Here is a 17,477-nt window from a genome sequence, read left to right on the forward strand (position 1 = left end):
CACGACCTCGGCGGCAGGCTCCTCAGCCACGGGCTCCTCGACCACGACCTCGGCGGCAGGCTCTTCAGCCACGGGCTCCTCGACCACGACCTCGGCGGCAGGCTCCTCAGCCACGGGCTCCTCGACCACGACCTCGGCGGCAGGCTCCTCAGCCACGGGCTCCTCGACCACGACCTCGGCGGCAGGCTCCTCAGCCACGGGCTCCTCGACCACGATCTCGGCGGCAGGCTCCTCAGCCACGGGCTCCTCGACCACGACCTCGGCGGCAGGCTCTTCAGCCACGGGCTCCTCGACGACGACCTCGGCGGCAGGCTCCTCAGCCACGGGCTCCTCGACCACGACCTCGGCGGCAGGCACTTCAGCCGCGGGCTCAGCGGCGGGGGCCGGGATCGGTTCGACGCCCTCCGGGCAGGGCAGCGCCGAGCCGTCGGGGCAGATCATCGCGGTCTCGGCACCGGTGTCCTGCGACATCGCGGGCGCCGGTGCAATCAGCGAGAGGCTCGCAATCAAGGCGGTGGTGGTGTTCAGTCTGCTTCGCATGGGTACCTCGAATCTGCAGCGTTCTGGCCGCTGTCGCCACTCTATTAAACGAATCTCGGCCGCTCAGGTTCCCCCTCGGCATCACGCTTGCGTCATCGTGCGGCGCTCCGCCGATCCGGCGGTGTCAGGCTCCTGTCAGGCTCCGGAGTGCAAGCCGGACGGCGGGATAGAGGGGTCACATGATGCCGGTCCGCGGCGCCAGACTGCGAACGCTCGCAGCCGCCCTGCTCGGGGCGGGCGGGTTCCTGCTGGCGGGCTGGCCGCTGCCGCTTCTCCTCGGCCCGATGCTCGGTTGCCTCGCTGCGGCACTCGCCCGCGTCCCTCTCGCCGGAATGGGCGCAACCGGGACCTTCATGCGCAGCTATCTCGGCGTGGCGATCGGATCCACCGTCACGCCCGGACTGATCGCCGCCCTTCCGGCGCAGGGCCTCTCGCTCGCGCTCGTTCCGCTCTACGTCATCACCATCGGCGCTCTTGGCTATCCATACTTCCGCCGCGTCGCGGGGTTCGACCGGCCAACCGCCTTTTACGCGGCAATGCCGGGCGGACTGCAGGACATGCTCGTCTTCGGCGAGGAGGCGGGCGGAGACGTCCGCACCATGAGCCTTGTCCATGCCACCCGCGTCCTTGTCATCGTCACCGTCGCGCCGTTCCTCCTGATGGCGGCGTGGGGTTTGGACCTCAGCCGCCCTCCGGGGCTTCACCTTGGCGATATCCCGGCGACCGAAATGCTCCTGATGCTGATCGCCGGCCCGGCCGGCTGGAAGCTCGCCGAACGCGCCCGCCTCTTCGGTGCCTCGATCCTCGGGCCGCTGATCCTCACCGCGGGCCTCAGCCTTGCGGGCTTCATCGAGCACCGCCCGCCCGCCGAGATGATCTGGGCGGCGCAGTTCTTCATCGGCATTTCGGTCGGGGCGAAATACACCGGCATCACGGCGCGCGAGCTGCGCGTTACGGTCGGGGCCGGAATCGGTTTCGCGGTGCTGCTCGCGCTGGTCTCCACGGGCTTCGTCGCCATCGCCGCCAGCGTCTCGACGGCGCCGCTTCCCGATATCCTCCTGTCGTTCCTGCCCGGCGGCCAGGCCGAGATGGCGGTGATCGCGATCGTCGCCGGGGCCGATGTCGGCTTCGTCGTCGCCCATCACCTGACCCGGATCTTCTTCGTCATCCTCGTGGCGCCGCTCGTCGGGCGCTGCGGGCCGACGCGCCGCCCCGATTGACGGCGGCGCGCCCGCGTGACGTTCTTGCCCCGCCCCAGAGGAGTGGCGCCGTTGTCCGTCGATCCCCGGCCCGACTCCGCAGGAACCACGCAGCCGCCGCGATCGGCCTGGCAACCTGACGATCGCGCTGGCGCTTCAAGCCTTCGACCGCGCCGTTGCCGAAGGCGAACTCGGCCTCGGCTTCGCGCTTGTCCTCAAGATGGTGGCCTATGTCACGCCCGCCCCGGTGGCCAATGTGCTTCTCGGCGGATTGCCCCGGCGCGGGCTTCTAAGAACGCACGACCTGGTCCACGCCCTGGTCTTCGTGCTGCAACCGGCCTCGGTCGCCTTCACACCGACCTTCCACGCGACAATCCCCGACATCCTTCCCGACGAGCGTCGGTATGCCCACGCGCTGAAGCTGTCGCGGCTCACGATGAATCTCGAGAACATCGCGAGCCCGGCGCTCGCCGACCTGGAGCCGCCTCGTCTCCTCTACCGAACGCCCGAACGGAAGGTGATGCTCACCAGCGGCTCGGCGCTCGGGCTTGCATTGCCGGTCGGCACGGCGATCCTCGCGCTCACGCCCGAATCCGAGGCGGAGTTCTGGCCGATCTGTTTGGGATGGATGACCACGACCGGCTTCGCCAGTTCGACGATCCTGACGCCCACAGGACGGCTGTTGCGCCGCTCGGCCGGAGCCTCGGAACGTCCCGCCCTGTTTGCCGCGCAGTTCGCGCTCTCGCATGGATGCTGGCTTGTCACCTACCCCCTTTCGGGTTGGCTCGGCGCTCGCTTGGCGATGGCGACAGCGGCTGTGCTGCTCGGTCTGCTCGCGACCCTCTTGGTCGCGGCCACCGCCTGGCTCTGGCCACGGTGGCGGACCGATCCGGCGTCCGGAGACGCCTGAGGCCTTTACTCGGACGCCTGCCGCGGCTGCGCCCGACAGCGTGCGCGGCACGGTTCTCATGAGCGCAACTCACCCAGGCAGGCCGCGCCGATCGGAAACAGATCGTCCACGAACAGCCCTTAACGAATTCGGACGAAACAGATTGGTCGGGAAAAGCCAACAAAAACAGCTTACCCTTTCTGATATCTTGCACAACGGACCCTTCCGGGCGCAAACTGTGAGCGGGACGAGTATGGATGTAATGTGAATGCAGGACATCGGCGCAGGCCCATCGGACTTGCGATCCCTGTCCGATGTGGAATGGTTTGCCGGGATCAGCGATTTGGGCAAGGCGGAGGGAGAGTGTCACCGTCTGGGCCATTCGCACGCTGCCCTGTTCCTCGACCGCGGCCCGACCCTGATCGTCACCTTCGAGTCATCCGACGAAATCGCGAACCGCCATCCCGATAGCCTGCCGGTGGGCTTCGATCTGGCGAAGGAACGCAAATGGTCGCATCTGTGCCTTCTCGCCCGCAGCGACACCTGGTTCCGCGACAAGACCGTCTACGCGTATTTCGACCAGCTCGTTGACGCGGCTTTCTTCGAAGAATTCGACCAGGTCGTATTCTACGGCGCCGGCATGGCAGGCTATGCGGCGGCGGCCTATTCCGCCACCGCGCCGGGCGCGACCGTGATCCTCGCCGCGCCGCAGGCGACGCTCGACCCGCGCATCACCGGCTGGGATCCGCGCTTCACCGAGTTCCGGCGCCTGTGCTTCACCGACCGGTATGGCTACGCGCCCGAAATGACCGAAGGCGCCGGCGACGTCTATGTGATCTTCGACCCCGAACAGAACCTCGACGCGATGCACGCGGCGCTGTTCGCACGCGCCCATGTCACCCTGCTGCCGTGCCGCAATCTCGGCCGCGACATCGGTCGCGCACTCGAGGAGATGCGGATCATCCGCGCCATCTTGTCCGCGATCGGAGCCGGAGAGTTCGACGCGACGCGGTTCCGAACCATCTATCGCGCGCGCCGCAACTACATTCCCTATTTGCAGAACCTTCTCGCCCGGCTCGACAGGGATGGGCGTCCCTACCTTGCCGCTCTCCTGTGCCGCTCGGTTGCCGAGCGTCTCAATGTTCCGGCTTTCGCCATGCGCCTCGCTCGGCTCCGCCAGGATCTCGAAGCTCAGGGCCGGAAGCTACCGAGTCGCCGACGCTGAGCAGCTTCAGCGTGGCAGCCGTATCAGCCTGGCGAGCGCCCGCCCCGAAGGCCGCTCCGCACCCGCGACACGGCGCGCGGTCGGCACGGCGATCCCGATATCTGTGAAGTAGATGAAGTCCTGCGCCACCCAGTCGACGGGGCCGATGAAGCTCGCCTTGACCGCAAGCGTGGCATAGCGGCATCCGCCGATCTCGCGGTCGCTGGCCGAGCCGAAGACATAGACTGCGGTGTCGGTATCGATGGCGCCGCCGGGAAAGACGGTGTCAACCGTGCCGAGCCACGCCCCGCCGGGTTCCGGGTTCGGCAGGTCCTCCTCCGGCTCGGAATAGACAAGCGTGAGGCTGCGCTCGGGGTCGTTCACGCCGTTCTGCCGACGCGCGACCACCAGATCGTAAAGCCCCGCCCGGCTGAGGAAGACGAGGCCGCTCGAAGACCCATCCGAGTCCGGCTCGAAGATCGCGATGCGGCCCTCCCCGGCGTCGCGATAATCGACGCGACCGCCATCGGCGTACTCGGCGGCTATGCCGGTCGACAGGTCGGCCGCAACCGGGCAGTCCGCCGCCAGGGCACCCCCCGCGGCGAGTGTCACGGCGGCGAGCGCCGCGACGGACACGCGTCGCGCCTGCTCCATGCCGGACATGTTGCTGCCGCTCATCATGGGAGGAGGGCATCGCAGGAAATGGTGTCAGCGACAAGCTCGGCCGCCCGCGGATCGTTCAGCAGCGATAGGCGGCGGCGTTGAGCTCGTAGACATCCGCTCCCGGTGTTACCGGATCGAAGACGATCGCGTTCGCGCCGGCGTCGCGGGCATCGGCCATCATGCGGTTGCGCGCGTATTTCACGCCCTGCCCCGCCAGCGGCCCGTAGGCGGCCGGCGCCATCCGGATATTGGTGACGTAGGCGCATTGCGCGACCTCCGCCGCAGACGCGTCACGTACGCCCGCCACCCCGAAAAAGCCGGGATCCTGCGCGCAACCGGCAAGAAGCACCGCGGTCGCCGCGGCGATAAAAAAGTATTTCATCAGACTGCTCGATCTCTCATGGGCGCATTGATGCGCTCTCGCGGCGGAGTCTGCGCGTTTGCGAAAGCCAGCGCAAGCGCCGCCAACTGCCGCCAATCAGGATCGGCGGGTTTCTTCGCATGCCACTCCGGCCGCTCGCCCGTTCAGACCGGGGTCACCGCGCGGCGGTAGAGATGCCAGGTCGCGTGGCCGAGGATCGGCATCGCCACCGCGAGCCCGAGCAGCAGCGGCAAGGATCCGAGCACCAGCGCCCCCGCCACGATCAGCCCCCAGAGCGCCATCGTCGCGGGATTGGTCCTTGCCACCCGGACCGAGGTCACGACGGCGACGGGCAGGCCGACATTGCGGTCGATCAGCAGCGGAAACGACACCGCGCTCGTGGCGAGCACGAAGACCGCGAACAGGAAACCCGTCGGAATGCCGAGCAGGATCATCGCCCAGCCCGCGCCGGTGGACATCACGTCCCGGAAGAAGACCGTCGCCGAGGCCGGGATCTCCGGTCCCATCGTGACCAGGAAGATGCCATAGGCGACGAGGATCCACAGGAAGAAGACGAAGAAATGCGCGGCGGCAAGCACAAGGATCGCGCCGAACCGCGGCGAGGCGAGGACCGAGAAGCCGGTCGACCAACCTGCGGGCTTGCCCTGTTCGCGGCGCCGGCTCATCTCGTACAGCCCCACGGCCGCCGCGGGCCCGAGCAGCGCGAAGCCCGAGACCAGCGGAAACACCAGCGGCAGGAGGTTGCGATTGAAGGCGACCCACACCAGGCAGACGCCGATGATCGGATAGAGCAGGCACGCCATGATGACGTCGGACCTGAGCGCCATGAAGTCGGCCGCACCGAGCCTCAGCGCCGCGCGGAGGTCGCTCACGCCAATCCTTCTCACCGTCGGCGGCGCCGCGGCCGCCCCCCCGAGTTCGCGGGTAACCTCGCCCACATCGTGGCCCGCCTCGCCCAGAATGTGTGCACCCCAGGACAGCGGATTGCCGATCGTCTTGACCATGGATTCCACTCCGCTCTGCCAAACTGGCGGCGCGGCCGGCATTGGGCCCGGCGCAATCGTCGCCCGCCGGGCAAACCTGGCAGCGCCGATCCAACATTCTACCACGATATCCGCTCGCACCCATTCGCAAATGCGTGACGCACCGCGCGCTCCCCCAGACCGCCGCAGGAAAATCGCGCGCGGCACCTGCGGACAGTGGAAACCCGCTCCCGGAGGGTGTAGGGCAGAGCCATGACCGACACGCTCTCGCTCCGCCGCCCCGACGACATGCATCTGCACCTGCGCGACGGCGCGATGCTGGAGGCCGTCCTGCCCGAAACCGCGCGCCACTTCGCCCGCGCGATTATCATGCCGAACCTCGTGCCGCCGGTCGTGACCGCGCGCGACGCGGCGGCCTACCGCGACCGCATCATGGCGGCCCTTCCCGATGGCATGACGTTCGAGCCGCTGATGACGCTCTACCTGACCGAGGCGACCGACCCCGGGGACGTCGCCGCCGCCCATGCTTCGGGGCTCATAAAGGCGGTGAAGCTCTACCCGGCCGGCGCCACCACGAATTCGCAGTCGGGCGTGCGGGACTTCGACAAGGTCCGCGGCGTGCTCGAGACGATGGCCGAGATCGGCCTGCCGCTCTGCGTCCACGGCGAGGTCACGGCTTCCGAGGTCGACATCTTCGACCGCGAGGCGGTGTTCATCGAGCGCGTTCTCGACCCGGTCCGCCGCGGAACGCCGGGCCTGCGTGTGGTGATGGAACACATCACCACCGAGGAAGGCGTCGCCTACGCCCGTACCGGCGGCGACGACCTCGGCGCGACGATCACCACCCACCACCTCGTGATCAACCGCAATCACATCCTCGCGGGCGGGATCAAGCCGCACTACTACTGCCTGCCGGTCGCCAAGCGCGAAAAACACCGGCTGGCGCTCCGCGAGGCCGCGACGAGCGGAGAGCCGCGCTTCTTCCTCGGCACTGACAGCGCCCCCCATGCCGATCACCTCAAGGAACATGCCTGCGGCTGCGCCGGCTGCTTCACCGCGACCAACACGCTCTCGATCCTCGCCCATGTCTTCGAGGAAGAAAACGCGCTGGACCGGCTCGAGGCCTTCACGTCGCTGAACGGCGCCGCCTTCTACCGGCTCGCGCCGAACGACGCGCGGATCCGTCTCACCAAGGGGCCGGCGATCGACTACCCGGCCAAGATCGAGACCGGCGCGGGCCCCGTCACGGTGTTCGACCCGGGCTTTCCGCTGAACTGGAAAGTCGAGGATTGACCATTCATCTTGCCCCAAATATCCCCACCGGAGGCTCCCGGCCCCGCCACCTGATGCCTCCGGCGGGGATATTTGGGGCAAGACGAAGCTGAAGAGGTAAGCCCATGATCCCCACGTCCTTCCCCCCGAAAGAAGAGATCGCGCGCCTTACCGCGCGGATGCTTCTGGAGATCAAGGCGGTGCATTTCAACGCGGTCGAGCCTTTCACGCTCGCCTCGGGACTGCCCTCTCCCACCTATATCGACTGCCGCAAGCTCATCTCCTATCCCCGCATCCGCGCGACGCTGATGGATTTCCTCGCCGTCACGGTGATGCGCGAGGCGGGCTTCGAGGCCTTCGACAACATCGCCGGCGGCGAGACCGCGGGCATCCCCTTCGCCGCGATGGTCGCCGAGCGCCTTGCGCTGCCGATGACCTATGTCCGCAAGAAGCCGAAGGGCTACGGCCGGAACGCGCGGATCGAGGGCGCGATGGCGGAAGGCGAGCGTGTACTTCTCGTCGAGGATCTGACGACCGATGGCGGCTCGAAGCTCTCCTTCGTCGACGCGATCCGCGAAACGGGCGCCACCTGCGCCCACACCGCGGTGATTTTCTATTACGGAATCTTCCCCGAGACGATCGAGACCCTCGGCCGGCACGGCGTCAGCCTCCATCACCTCTGCACCTGGTGGGACGTCCTCGCCGAGGCGCGCGAATCGGGCGCCTTCGATTCCGCGACACTGTCGGAAGTCGAGGCCTTCCTTACCCAGCCACGGGCCTGGCAAGACGCCCGCGCCAAAATCTGACGCTACGTCAAGTATCGCCGAAAGTCGCAATCGCCGGTTGAGGCGATCAAGATATTGACAGCGAGCGCCGCCATCTCACATCATATGCGCGGCGGCGCTTTTCCACAATTCATCCACAGCGATATACAATTTGCACCGCCCCGCGGCGGTGGCGCATATCCCGTCGCCAGCAATGAGGGACAAAGATGAACGACCTGGCGACCATTCGGGCGATCAAGGATGTGCCCGAGACGGATACGCTTCCGCACAATATCGAGGCCGAGCAGCAGCTCCTCGGCGCGATCCTGACCAACAACGACATATACGACAGGATCGCGGCGCTCGTGAAAGCCGAGCACTTCTTCGAGCCCGTCCACCAGCGCATCTTCGAGATCGCCGTCGCGCGCATCCAGAAGAACGCGCTCGCCTCGCCGGTGACGCTGAAGGGCTATCTCGAGGAAGACGAGGGGCTGAAGGCGCTCGGCGGGCCCGCCTATCTGGCGCGGCTCGCCGGCGCCGCCATTTCCGCCTTCGCGGCGCGCGACTATGCGCAGATGATCTACGAACTCGCGGTCCGGCGCGAACTGATCCGGCTCGGCCAGGACATCTCGACCCGCGCCAAGACGATCGAGGTCGACAACGACCCCAAGGACCAGATCACCGAAGCCGAACAGCGGCTTTACACGCTCGCAGAGCAGGGCACGGCCGAGAAGGGCTTCGTCTCGTTCCTCAAGGCCACGACCGAGGCGGTGCAGTCGGCCCTCGCCGCCTACCAGCGGGACGGCGGGCTTTCCGGCGTCTCGACCGGGCTTGTCGATCTCGACAAGAAGCTCGGGGGGCTGCATCCCTCCGACCTCCTGATCCTCGCCGGCCGCCCCTCGATGGGCAAGACCTCGCTCGCCACCAACATCGCCTTCAACATCGCCAAGGCCTACAAGCGCGGCCGCCGGCACGACGGGACGGAAGGCGCCGTCGAAGGCGGCGTGGTGGGCTTCTTCTCGCTCGAAATGTCGGCCGAGCAGCTTGCCGCGCGGATCCTCTCGGAAGCCTCCGAGGTTCCCTCCGAGCAGATCCGCCGCGGCGACATGTCCGAGCAGGAATTCCGCCGCTTCGTCGAGGCCGCAAAGGCACTGGAGACCTGCCCGCTCTATATCGACGACACCCCCGCCCTGCCGATCAGCCAGGTTACGGCCCGCTGCCGGCGCCTCAAGCGCACGCACGGGCTCGACGTCGTTTTCGTCGACTACCTCCAGCTTCTGCGCGGCACCGGCAAGGGCGACAACCGCGTGCTGGAAATCGGCGAGATCTCAATGGGTCTGAAAGCGCTCGCCAAGGAGCTGAGCATTCCTGTCGTTGCGCTCTCGCAGCTCTCGCGCCAGGTGGAAAGCCGCGAGGACAAGCGTCCGCAACTCTCGGACCTCAGGGAATCCGGCTCGATCGAACAGGACGCCGACGTCGTGATGTTCGTCTACCGCGACGAGTACTACAAGGAACGGGAGAAGCCGGCCGACCACGAGCTCGAGAAGATGGCCGCCTGGCAGGAGATCATGGAGCAGGTCCACGGCAAGGCCGAGGTCATCATCGGCAAGCAGCGCCACGGGCCGATCGGCACGGTCGAGCTCTCCTTCGAGGGTCGCTTCACCCGCTTCGGCAACCTCGTGAAGGCCTGGCAGCAGGGTGGCGAGGGGTTCTGACGACGTTTGCGCTTGACCTTGCAGGGCAAGCCGGCAAAACCCGGCGCATGGCACAGGCAATTCTCTCCATCGACCTCGACGCGATCGCCGCGAACTGGCGGGCGCTCGCTTCCCTTTCGGCATCCGCGGTCGAAACCGCCGCGGTGGTGAAGGCCGATGCCTACGGGCTCGGCGCTGCACGGGTCGGACGGGCTCTCGCCGCGGCCGGCGTGCGCCGCTTCTTCGTCGCCGAATGCAGCGAAGGCGTTGCCCTGCGCGCGGCCGCCGGCCCCGCGCCCGAGATCTTCGTCTTTTCCGGCCATATGGCGGGGGACGCCGAGGCCATTTCCGGCAACGACCTGATCCCGCTTCTGAATTCGACCGAACAGGTAATCCGCCAGCGCAACGTCTTGCCCGGCCGCTCCTTCGGCATCCAGCTTGACAGCGGCATGAACCGGCTCGGCCTCGAAGAGGCCGACTGGCGCACGCTCGCGCCCTCGGTGCTGGCCGAGGGTCCTGTGCTTCTCATGTCGCACCTTGCCTGCGCCGACGAGCCGGAGCACGCGATGAACGCGGCCCAGCTCGCCACCTTCCGCCGCATGACCGACGGTACCGGTGTAAAGCGCTCGCTGGCCGCGACCGGCGGCATTCTCCTCGGCCCCGACTATCACTTCGACCTCACCCGCCCCGGCGTCGGCCTCTATGGCGGCCTGCCCTTCGCGAAAGCCCGGCCGGTGGTGCGGCTCTCGCTGCCGGTGATCCAGATCCGCGACATCGCCGCGGGCGAGACGGTGGGTTATGGCGACGGCTGGGCGGCGAAGCGGCCGAGCCGCATCGCCACCCTCGGCGCGGGCTATGCCGATGGCCTCATCCGCGCGATGACCGGCCGCGCCACGCTCTATGCCGGAACCACGCCCTGCCCGCTCGCCGGCCGCGTGTCGATGGACATGATCGGCGTCGATGTCACCGACCTCGACCACGCACCCGAGACCTTGGACATCCTTTGCCCGTCACAGGGTGTCGACGCGCTCGCCACCGCCGCCGGCACGATCGGCTACGAGATCCTGACCTCGCTCGGCCATCGCTATGCGCGGGCCTACGAAGGCGGCGCGGGATGAACCTCCTGGCTCCGCTCGGCGCGCTCGGCCGGCTGGTCCTCGCCGGGCTCGCGACGCTCGGCCGGATGGCGATCTTCGGGGCCGAGACGTTGAGCCACCTCTTCCGCCCGCCCTTCTACCCGAAGGAATTCCTCGCGGCGCTGATGCAGATCGGCTGGTTCAGCCTGCCCGTCGTGGGCATGACCGCGCTTTTCACCGGCGGCGCGCTGGCTCTGCAGATCTATGCCGGCGGCGCCCGGTTCTCGGCCGAGGCGGTGGTGCCCTCGATCGTCGCCATCGGCATGGTGCGCGAACTTGGCCCGGTCCTTGGCGGGCTCATGGTCGCGGCCCGTGTCGCCTCGTCGATCGCGGCCGAGATCGGCACGATGAAGGTGACCGAGCAGATCGACGCGCTGACGACTCTGTCCACCCATCCGATGAAATACCTCACCGTGCCGCGGGTCCTCGCCGCGACGCTCGCGGTGCCGGTCCTCGTCGCGGTCGGCGACAGCATCGGCATCTTCGGCGGCTACCTCGTCGGCGTGAACCGGCTCGGCTTCAACCCCGCGACCTATCTCAAGAATACACGGGAATTCCTTGAACTCTGGGACATCGTCTCGGGCCTCTGGAAGGGCGCGGCCTTCGGCTTCATCGTGGCGCTGATGGGCTGCTATTTTGGCATGAACTCGGCGCGCGGCGCCCAAGGCGTCGGACGCGCGACGAAATCGGCGGTGGTCGCCGCCTCGGTACTGATCCTCGCCACGAACTACCTGATGACGGAGCTCTTCTTCTCGGCATGATCACGCTGTCGCAAGTTCACAAGGCGTTCGGCAAGAACCGCGTCCTCAGGGGCGTGGACCTGACCGTGCCGACCGGCGAGAGCATGGTGATCATCGGCGGGTCCGGCACCGGAAAATCGGTTCTTCTCAAATGCATCCTCGGGCTTGTCCAACCCGACAGCGGTACGATCGCGCTCGATGGCGAGGATGTTGGCACCGCCGCGCGCGACGCCTTCCTCGCGCGCTTCGGGATGCTCTTCCAGGGCGGCGCTCTCTTCGACTCGCTGCCGGTCTGGCAGAACGTCGCCTTCCGGCTCCTGCGCGGCTCGCTGAAGCGCCCGAAGGGTGAGGCGCGCGAGATCGCCATCGAAAAGCTCCGCCGCGTCGGGCTGAAACCGGAGGTGGCCGACCTCTTCCCCGCCGAACTGTCGGGCGGCATGCAGAAGCGCGTCGGCCTCGCCCGCGCCATCGCGGCGGAGCCCGAGATCATCTTCTTCGACGAGCCCACGACCGGGCTCGACCCGATCATGGCCGGCGTTATCAACGAACTGATCCGCGAGATCGTGACCGAGATGGGCGCAACCGCAATGGCGATCACCCATGACATGAGCTCGGTCCGCGCCATCGCCGACCGGGTGGCGATGCTCCATGACGGGGTCATCCAGTGGACCGGTCCGATCGCGGAAATGGACGAAACATCAGACCCTTACGTCCAGCAATTCATCCACGGCCGCGCCGAGGGTCCGATCGCGGCCGTCCGCTGAGCCAGCGCGTACAAGCGCGGTGGACACGCCCCCTTGGTGCCACCCGCGCGATCCTGTATCACGAGCGTCATGCTGCGTGTCGCGAACCTTTCGCTCCTGATCCTGTTTCCGGTCTCCTGGTTCGCGCCGCTCCTCCGCGCGGGCCTTCTTCCCTTCTTCGATCTCGACGCGATCTCGGTGGTGACCGGCCTCCAGGCGCTTTGGGAAAAGGACGCGGTCCTCGCGCTCCTCGTCACCTTCCTCGCGATCTTCGCGCCCTATCTCAAGACGATCGGCCTCGCGCTGGTGCAGTTCCGCCTCGCCTCGCCGCGCATCCTCGCCGGCCTTCACCTGCTCGGCCGCCTCGCAATGGCCGACATCTTCCTCATCGCGCTCTACATCGTCATCGCCAAGGGCGTCGGCGTCGGCCGGATCGAGACCGCTTGGGGCCTCTACCTCTTCACCGGCTGCATTCTCGCGAGCCTCGCGATCTCGCATCTGACAGAGCGCGCGCGCGCCCCGTCGAAGGGTCGCTGACTCGGCCAGCCATCGGCGGGGATGCTTGCGGCAGGATGAACTGGAAGGAAGCCGTTGAGGTGTTCCCGCGGGATGCGCCCGTCGGTGCCGGGGCGTCGTCGATGACCGTCATGGTCGTCGTGCCCTTTCGCGATCGGATTACGGACGCGGCGCAGGCTCGGAATGAGTGGTCATGCGTACATGACGGTCTCCAAAAGGCGGCCTAGGGCCGGCGCCCCCCCTGTTATTCCGTGAAGACCTGATCGACTTCGGCTTCTTGACTTGCGAGTTCCGCCACCGGGGGTGGGAGAGTGATTTCGGACGCAAGCCCGATCTTGGGGTTCTGATTCCGGGAGAGGACGGCGGCAGCCCCGACCGTGTCGATCAATGGGTCTGACTGGCCCGTTATGAACCGGGCAAGTCGCGGCAAAGTTGAGGGTTCCTGGAGCTCGGTCAGCTGAACCCGGAATACCTCGCAGCCCTGGCTCGGAAGCCAGTGTTCGTAGGCAGTTTGACGCCGTTCGATTTCTTTAGCGTACCAATAGCAAAGTTGATAATCGCTCCAATCTTGCCAATCTCTTGCAGTCTGAACATTCGGATCCGTCGGACCGAGAAGTACCAGGCGCCCGATGCCAGTGCGCTCCGGCACGCAGCCAATCGAGAACAGGCTGGACGCCACCTCGCGGGCGGGGCGCGTCAGGATCACGAAACTCGGCCGAAGGCCCAGATCCAGGGTCGGTTCGACAAAGCCCTTGCAGAAGAGGTGAGAGGTCTCGAAGAAAGCCGTGCCTTCAAGGTGGCTTGCAATCGCCGGAAACATCTCGCTTTCCAGCCACCACCGAGCCGCCGGCGGATGGTCGCAGATTCCGCGCAGGACATAGTTCATCCTCGGTGGGCCTTCATGTACGGCCTGAACACCAGAGATGCATTGACCAAGCGCGGTGAGAAGCTTGCTGCCACTGCGGCCGGGGGTAATCGTGAAGATGAGACGGTGGGCGCGCAGCTTCTCAAATGCGTCCATCATCCGCAGTCCCAACCTAATGTTGCAAATTCGTCCGCCCGCGCTCATTCGTGGGTCTAATGCATGGCAAGACCCATTGCTAGGCCCGGCGGCGGCGCCCCCCCTTGCCGCTACGCGCGGCATCGGGCAGGAAGGGCGCATGGCGAAAACGGGCCCGTCCTACACATGCTCGGAATGCGGCGCGGTCCACAAGAAATGGACCGGGCGTTGCGACTCCTGTGGCTCCTGGAACTCGATCGTCGAGGAGGCCCCGCTCTCGGCTGGTCCGGCGGCGAAGACGCTCGGCGCCGCGAAGGGCCGCCAGATCGAACTCACCACGCTCGCCACGACGGAAGTCCCGCCGCCGCGGGCCGCCTCCGGCATGGGCGAGCTCGATCGCGTACTTGGTGGCGGGCTGGTGCCGGCTTCGGCGATCCTCGTCGGCGGCGATCCCGGCATCGGCAAGTCGACCCTGCTTCTGCAAGCCGCGGCGAGTTTCGCGCGCACCGGTCTTTCCTGCCTCTATCTCTCCGGCGAGGAGGCCTCTGCCCAGGTCAGGATGCGCGCCCAGCGGCTCGGCCTTGCCGATGCGCCGGTGCGGCTCGGCGCCGAGACCAACCTGCGCGACATCCTGACCACGCTCGACGGTGCCCGCCCCGATCTCGTGATCATCGACTCGATCCAGACCATGTGGGCCGACCATGTCGAGGCCGCACCGGGCTCGGTCTCCCAGGTCCGCGCCGCCGCGCACGAACTGGTGAGCTTTGCCAAGAAGCGCGGCACCTCGGTAATTCTCGTCGGGCATGTCACCAAGGAGGGCCAGATCGCCGGCCCCCGCGTCGTCGAGCACATGGTCGACACCGTTCTCTATTTCGAGGGCGAGCGCGGCCACCAGTTCCGCATCCTGCGCGCGGTCAAGAACCGTTTCGGCCCGGCCGACGAGATCGGCGTCTTCGAGATGACCGGCGCCGGCCTTGCCGAGGTCGCCAATCCCTCGGCGCTCTTTCTCTCCGAGCGCGGCCAGGCCCACCCGGGCTCGGCGGTATTCGCCGGGATAGAGGGCACGCGGCCGGTGCTGACCGAGATCCAGGCGCTTGTCGCGCCCTCGCCGCTTGGCACTCCGCGCCGCACCGTGGTCGGGCTCGACAGCGGCCGGCTCTCCACAATCCTCGCGGTACTCGAATCCCGCTGCGGCATCCCCTTCGCCGGGCTCGACGTCTTCCTCAACGTCGCGGGCGGGATGCGCGTCGCCGAACCCGCCGCCGATCTCGCGGTCGCGGCGGCGCTCCTTTCGGCGCGCGAGGATGTTGCTCTGCCGCCCGACATGGTGATTTTCGGCGAAATTTCACTCTCCGGCGCGCTCCGCCCTGTGGGTCAGACCGAAAACAGGTTGAAAGAAGCGCGAAAACTTGGTTTCTCACAAGCAGTCGCCCCGGAACGCAGCAAGACGGAGGGCGAGGACGGGATCAGGGTGCGAAAGATGCCCGATCTAACGACGTTCGTCGGCGAGATGTTCGCCGCGGGCTGAGAGCGAGGAGCAGGAACATGGAAGGTTTCACAATCGTCGACGCCGTCGTTGCCGTGGTCATTCTGGTCTCGGCGGTACTGGCCTACAGCCGCGGATTCGTCCGCGAGTCGCTGGCGATCCTCGGCTGGGTCGCCGCTGCGGTGCTCGCCTTCATCTTCGCGCCGCAGGCCGAGCCGCTGGTCAAGCAGATCCCGGTCCTTGACACCTATCTCGGCGAAAGCTGCGAACTGTCGATCATCGCCTCCTTCGCCGCGGTCTTCGCGCTGGCACTGATCGTGATGTCGGTCTTCACGCCGCTCTTTGCCTCCGCGGTCCAGCGCTCGGCGCTCGGCGGCGTCGATCAGGGGCTCGGCTTCCTCTTCGGCGTCCTGCGCGGCATCCTCCTCGTCGCGGTGGCCTTCGTGGTCTACAACCGCGTGCTCGTGGCCGCGACGGTTCCGGTCGTCGACCAGTCCCGCTCGGCGGTCGTGTTCGCCTCGCTCGAGGACAAGCTCAACAAGGAGATGCCGCAGGACGCGCCGGCCTGGGTGATGGCGCGGTACGAGGAGCTTGTCGGCGGTTGCGTCGCCGCCGCCCCCGCCGAGCCGGCCCCGACCGAGGAAGCGAACGGGACCGGTGCGAAGACCCTGACCGCGCCTTCGACCGCCAACTGAACCTCGCATCCGGACGATTGTGATCGCTCGCGCCGTCACATGGGCGTGACATGTGGCCGGCTTGGCTCTAAATGGGGGGCAAATCCCGGAATCGGAGCCAGGCCCCCATGCGTCCCTTCCTCGCCCACCCCTTCGATGATGACAAGTTGAAGGAGGAATGCGGCGTCTTCGGCGTGATCGGCGTTCCCGATGCGGCGAACTTCGTCGCCCTCGGACTGCACGCTCTCCAGCATCGTGGCCAGGAGGCGGGCGGCATCGTCGCCTACGACCCGAAGGACGGCTTCAACAACGTCCGCCGCTTCGGCTACATCCGCGACAACTTCACCAAGCCCGACGTGATGCAGATGCTGCCCGGCCCGCTCGCCATCGGTCATGTGCGCTACTCCACCGCCGGCTCCAAGGGCAACACCGCGATCCGTGACGTCCAGCCCTTCTTCGGCGAGTTTGCGATGGGCGGCGCGGCGATCGCCCACAACGGCAACCTCACCAATGCCGCGCAGCTCCGCCGCGACCTGATCGAGCGTGGCGCGATCTTCCAGTCCTCCTCGGACTCGGAATGCATCATCCATCTCATGGCCCGCTCGATCCAGAAGTCGATCCCCGAGCGGATGAAGGACGCGCTTCGCGCCGTCGAGGGCGCCTTCTCGGTCATCGCCATGACCCGCACCAAGCTCATCGGCGTGCGCGATCCCTTGGGCGTGCGCCCGCTCGTCCTCGGCAAGGTCGGCGACGAAGGCTATGCGCTCTCGTCGGAGACCTGCGGGCTCGACATCATCGGCGCGGAGTTCCTGCGCGAGGTCGAGCCGGGCGAGATGGTGGTGATCTCCAAGGGCAAGGTCGAAAGCTCGCGGCCCTTCGGCCCAGCGAAATCGCGCTTCTGCATCTTCGAGCAGGTCTATTTCTCGCGCCCGGATTCGATCCTCGGCGGCCGCTCGGTCTACGAGACGCGGCGCCAGATCGGGGTGGAGCTCGCCCGCGAGGCGCCGGTCGAGGCCGATCTCGTCTGCCCGGTGCCGGATTCGGGTACACCGGCGGCGATCGGCTTTGCCGCCGAAAGCGGCATCCCCTTCGGGATGGGCATCATCCGCAACCAGTATATGGGGCGTACCTTCATCGAGCCGACCGAGCAGATCCGCAACATGGGGGTGCGGCTCAAGCTCAACGTCAACCGGGCGCTGATCAAGGGCAAGCGGGTGATCCTCGTCGACGACTCGGTCGTGCGCGGCACGACGAGCCGCAAGATCAAGGACATGATCCTCGACGCGGGCGCCGCCGAGGTGCATTTCCGCATCGCCTCGCCCCCGACCGCCTGGCCGTGCTTCTACGGCGTCGACACGCCCGACCGCGAGAAACTCCTCGCCGCGACGATGACCGAGGAAGAGATGCGCGCCTGGATCGGCATCGACAGCCTCAAGTTCATCTCGCTCGACGGGCTCTACCGTGCGGCGGGAGAGGCCGGGGGCCGCGACACCAAATGCCCGCAATTCTGCGACGCCTGCTTCTCGGGCGACTATCCGGTTGCACCCTCGGACCAGATCGCCAGGGGCTTCGCGATGAAGGCGGCCGAATAG

The 17,477-nt window shown here is 67.1% G+C and carries 18 protein-coding genes; 13 read left to right on the plus strand and 5 right to left on the minus strand.

Going from position 1 to position 17,477, the window contains the following annotated elements:
- A partial coding sequence (locus OEZ60_RS03530; RefSeq protein WP_263333276.1) for a hypothetical protein occupies nucleotides 1-540 on the minus strand: 540 nt, incomplete at its 3' end.
- Nucleotides 541-722: 182 nt separating this feature from the next.
- Here OEZ60_RS03530 and OEZ60_RS03535 point away from each other — a divergent pair.
- The 3 genes from OEZ60_RS03535 (at nucleotide 723) to OEZ60_RS03545 (ending at nucleotide 3,853) form a co-directional block, all read left to right on the plus strand.
- Complete coding sequence (locus tag OEZ60_RS03535) at nucleotides 723-1,760, plus strand: AbrB family transcriptional regulator (RefSeq protein WP_263333278.1); 1,038 nt, start codon at nucleotides 723-725, stop codon at nucleotides 1,758-1,760.
- 199 nt (nucleotides 1,761-1,959) lie between these two features.
- Complete coding sequence (locus tag OEZ60_RS03540) at nucleotides 1,960-2,649, plus strand: MFS transporter (protein WP_263333280.1); 690 nt, start codon at nucleotides 1,960-1,962, stop codon at nucleotides 2,647-2,649.
- A 277-nt stretch (nucleotides 2,650-2,926) separates the two neighbouring features.
- Nucleotides 2,927-3,853, plus strand: a complete 927-nt coding sequence (locus tag OEZ60_RS03545; protein WP_263333283.1) for a phosphoadenosine phosphosulfate reductase — start codon at nucleotides 2,927-2,929, stop codon at nucleotides 3,851-3,853.
- Nucleotides 3,854-3,859: 6 nt separating this feature from the next.
- Here OEZ60_RS03545 and OEZ60_RS03550 read toward each other — a convergent pair whose 3' ends face one another.
- From OEZ60_RS03550 to OEZ60_RS03560, 3 genes are all read right to left on the minus strand, one after another.
- Nucleotides 3,860-4,510, minus strand: a complete 651-nt coding sequence (locus tag OEZ60_RS03550) for a hypothetical protein (protein WP_263333285.1) — start codon at nucleotides 4,508-4,510, stop codon at nucleotides 3,860-3,862.
- A 61-nt stretch (nucleotides 4,511-4,571) separates the two neighbouring features.
- Nucleotides 4,572-4,877 carry a hypothetical protein gene (locus OEZ60_RS03555; protein ID WP_263333287.1) on the minus strand — a complete coding sequence of 102 codons (306 nt, stop codon included), beginning with the start codon at nucleotides 4,875-4,877 and terminating at the stop codon, nucleotides 4,572-4,574.
- Between the two features lie 143 nt (nucleotides 4,878-5,020).
- Nucleotides 5,021-5,881: a DUF2189 domain-containing protein gene (locus OEZ60_RS03560; RefSeq protein ID WP_263333289.1), complete on the minus strand. Its 861-nt coding sequence runs from the start codon at nucleotides 5,879-5,881 to the stop codon at nucleotides 5,021-5,023.
- A gap of 231 nt (nucleotides 5,882-6,112) precedes the next feature.
- On the opposite strand from OEZ60_RS03560, the gene pyrC reads away from it, so the two are divergent.
- The 7 genes from pyrC (at nucleotide 6,113) to OEZ60_RS03595 (ending at nucleotide 12,746) form a co-directional block, all read left to right on the plus strand.
- Complete coding sequence (gene pyrC, locus OEZ60_RS03565; RefSeq protein WP_263333291.1) at nucleotides 6,113-7,153, plus strand: dihydroorotase; 1,041 nt, start codon at nucleotides 6,113-6,115, stop codon at nucleotides 7,151-7,153.
- Between the two features lie 104 nt (nucleotides 7,154-7,257).
- Nucleotides 7,258-7,938, plus strand: coding sequence for an orotate phosphoribosyltransferase (locus tag OEZ60_RS03570; RefSeq protein ID WP_263333293.1), 681 nt, complete (start codon nucleotides 7,258-7,260; stop codon nucleotides 7,936-7,938).
- A gap of 185 nt (nucleotides 7,939-8,123) precedes the next feature.
- The gene (locus tag OEZ60_RS03575; protein WP_263333295.1) at nucleotides 8,124-9,611 is read left to right on the plus strand and encodes a replicative DNA helicase; all 1,488 of its coding nucleotides are present in this window, start codon (nucleotides 8,124-8,126) and stop codon (nucleotides 9,609-9,611) included.
- Nucleotides 9,612-9,658: 47 nt separating this feature from the next.
- On the plus strand, nucleotides 9,659-10,708 hold the full coding sequence (alr, locus tag OEZ60_RS03580) for an alanine racemase (protein WP_263333297.1): 1,050 nt from the start codon (nucleotides 9,659-9,661) through the stop codon (nucleotides 10,706-10,708).
- Nucleotides 10,705-11,487: an MlaE family ABC transporter permease gene (locus tag OEZ60_RS03585; RefSeq protein WP_263333299.1), complete on the plus strand. Its 783-nt coding sequence runs from the start codon at nucleotides 10,705-10,707 to the stop codon at nucleotides 11,485-11,487. The genes alr and OEZ60_RS03585 overlap by 4 nt, the downstream gene beginning before the upstream one ends.
- Nucleotides 11,484-12,230 carry an ABC transporter ATP-binding protein gene (locus tag OEZ60_RS03590; RefSeq protein WP_263333301.1) on the plus strand — a complete coding sequence of 249 codons (747 nt, stop codon included), beginning with the start codon at nucleotides 11,484-11,486 and terminating at the stop codon, nucleotides 12,228-12,230. Before OEZ60_RS03585 ends, OEZ60_RS03590 begins: the two co-directional genes overlap by 4 nt.
- Before the next feature lie 69 nt (nucleotides 12,231-12,299).
- Nucleotides 12,300-12,746 carry a paraquat-inducible protein A gene (locus tag OEZ60_RS03595; protein ID WP_263333303.1) on the plus strand — a complete coding sequence of 149 codons (447 nt, stop codon included), beginning with the start codon at nucleotides 12,300-12,302 and terminating at the stop codon, nucleotides 12,744-12,746.
- Between the two features lie 223 nt (nucleotides 12,747-12,969).
- Here OEZ60_RS03595 and OEZ60_RS03600 read toward each other — a convergent pair whose 3' ends face one another.
- Entirely contained in the window at nucleotides 12,970-13,746 is a 777-nt protein-coding gene (locus OEZ60_RS03600) for a hypothetical protein (RefSeq protein ID WP_263333306.1), read from the minus strand.
- Between the two features lie 139 nt (nucleotides 13,747-13,885).
- Between OEZ60_RS03600 and radA the strand changes: the two genes are divergently transcribed.
- From radA to purF, 3 genes are all read left to right on the plus strand, one after another.
- Nucleotides 13,886-15,253, plus strand: coding sequence for a DNA repair protein RadA (radA, locus tag OEZ60_RS03605; protein ID WP_263333308.1), 1,368 nt, complete (start codon nucleotides 13,886-13,888; stop codon nucleotides 15,251-15,253).
- A 17-nt stretch (nucleotides 15,254-15,270) separates the two neighbouring features.
- The gene (locus OEZ60_RS03610; RefSeq protein WP_263333309.1) at nucleotides 15,271-15,906 is read left to right on the plus strand and encodes a CvpA family protein; all 636 of its coding nucleotides are present in this window, start codon (nucleotides 15,271-15,273) and stop codon (nucleotides 15,904-15,906) included.
- 107 nt (nucleotides 15,907-16,013) lie between these two features.
- Nucleotides 16,014-17,477, plus strand: coding sequence for an amidophosphoribosyltransferase (gene purF, locus OEZ60_RS03615; RefSeq protein WP_263333311.1), 1,464 nt, complete (start codon nucleotides 16,014-16,016; stop codon nucleotides 17,475-17,477).

Source organism: Albidovulum salinarum (assembly GCF_025673475.1).
GTDB classification, from domain to species: domain Bacteria; phylum Pseudomonadota; class Alphaproteobacteria; order Rhodobacterales; family Rhodobacteraceae; genus Albidovulum; species Albidovulum salinarum.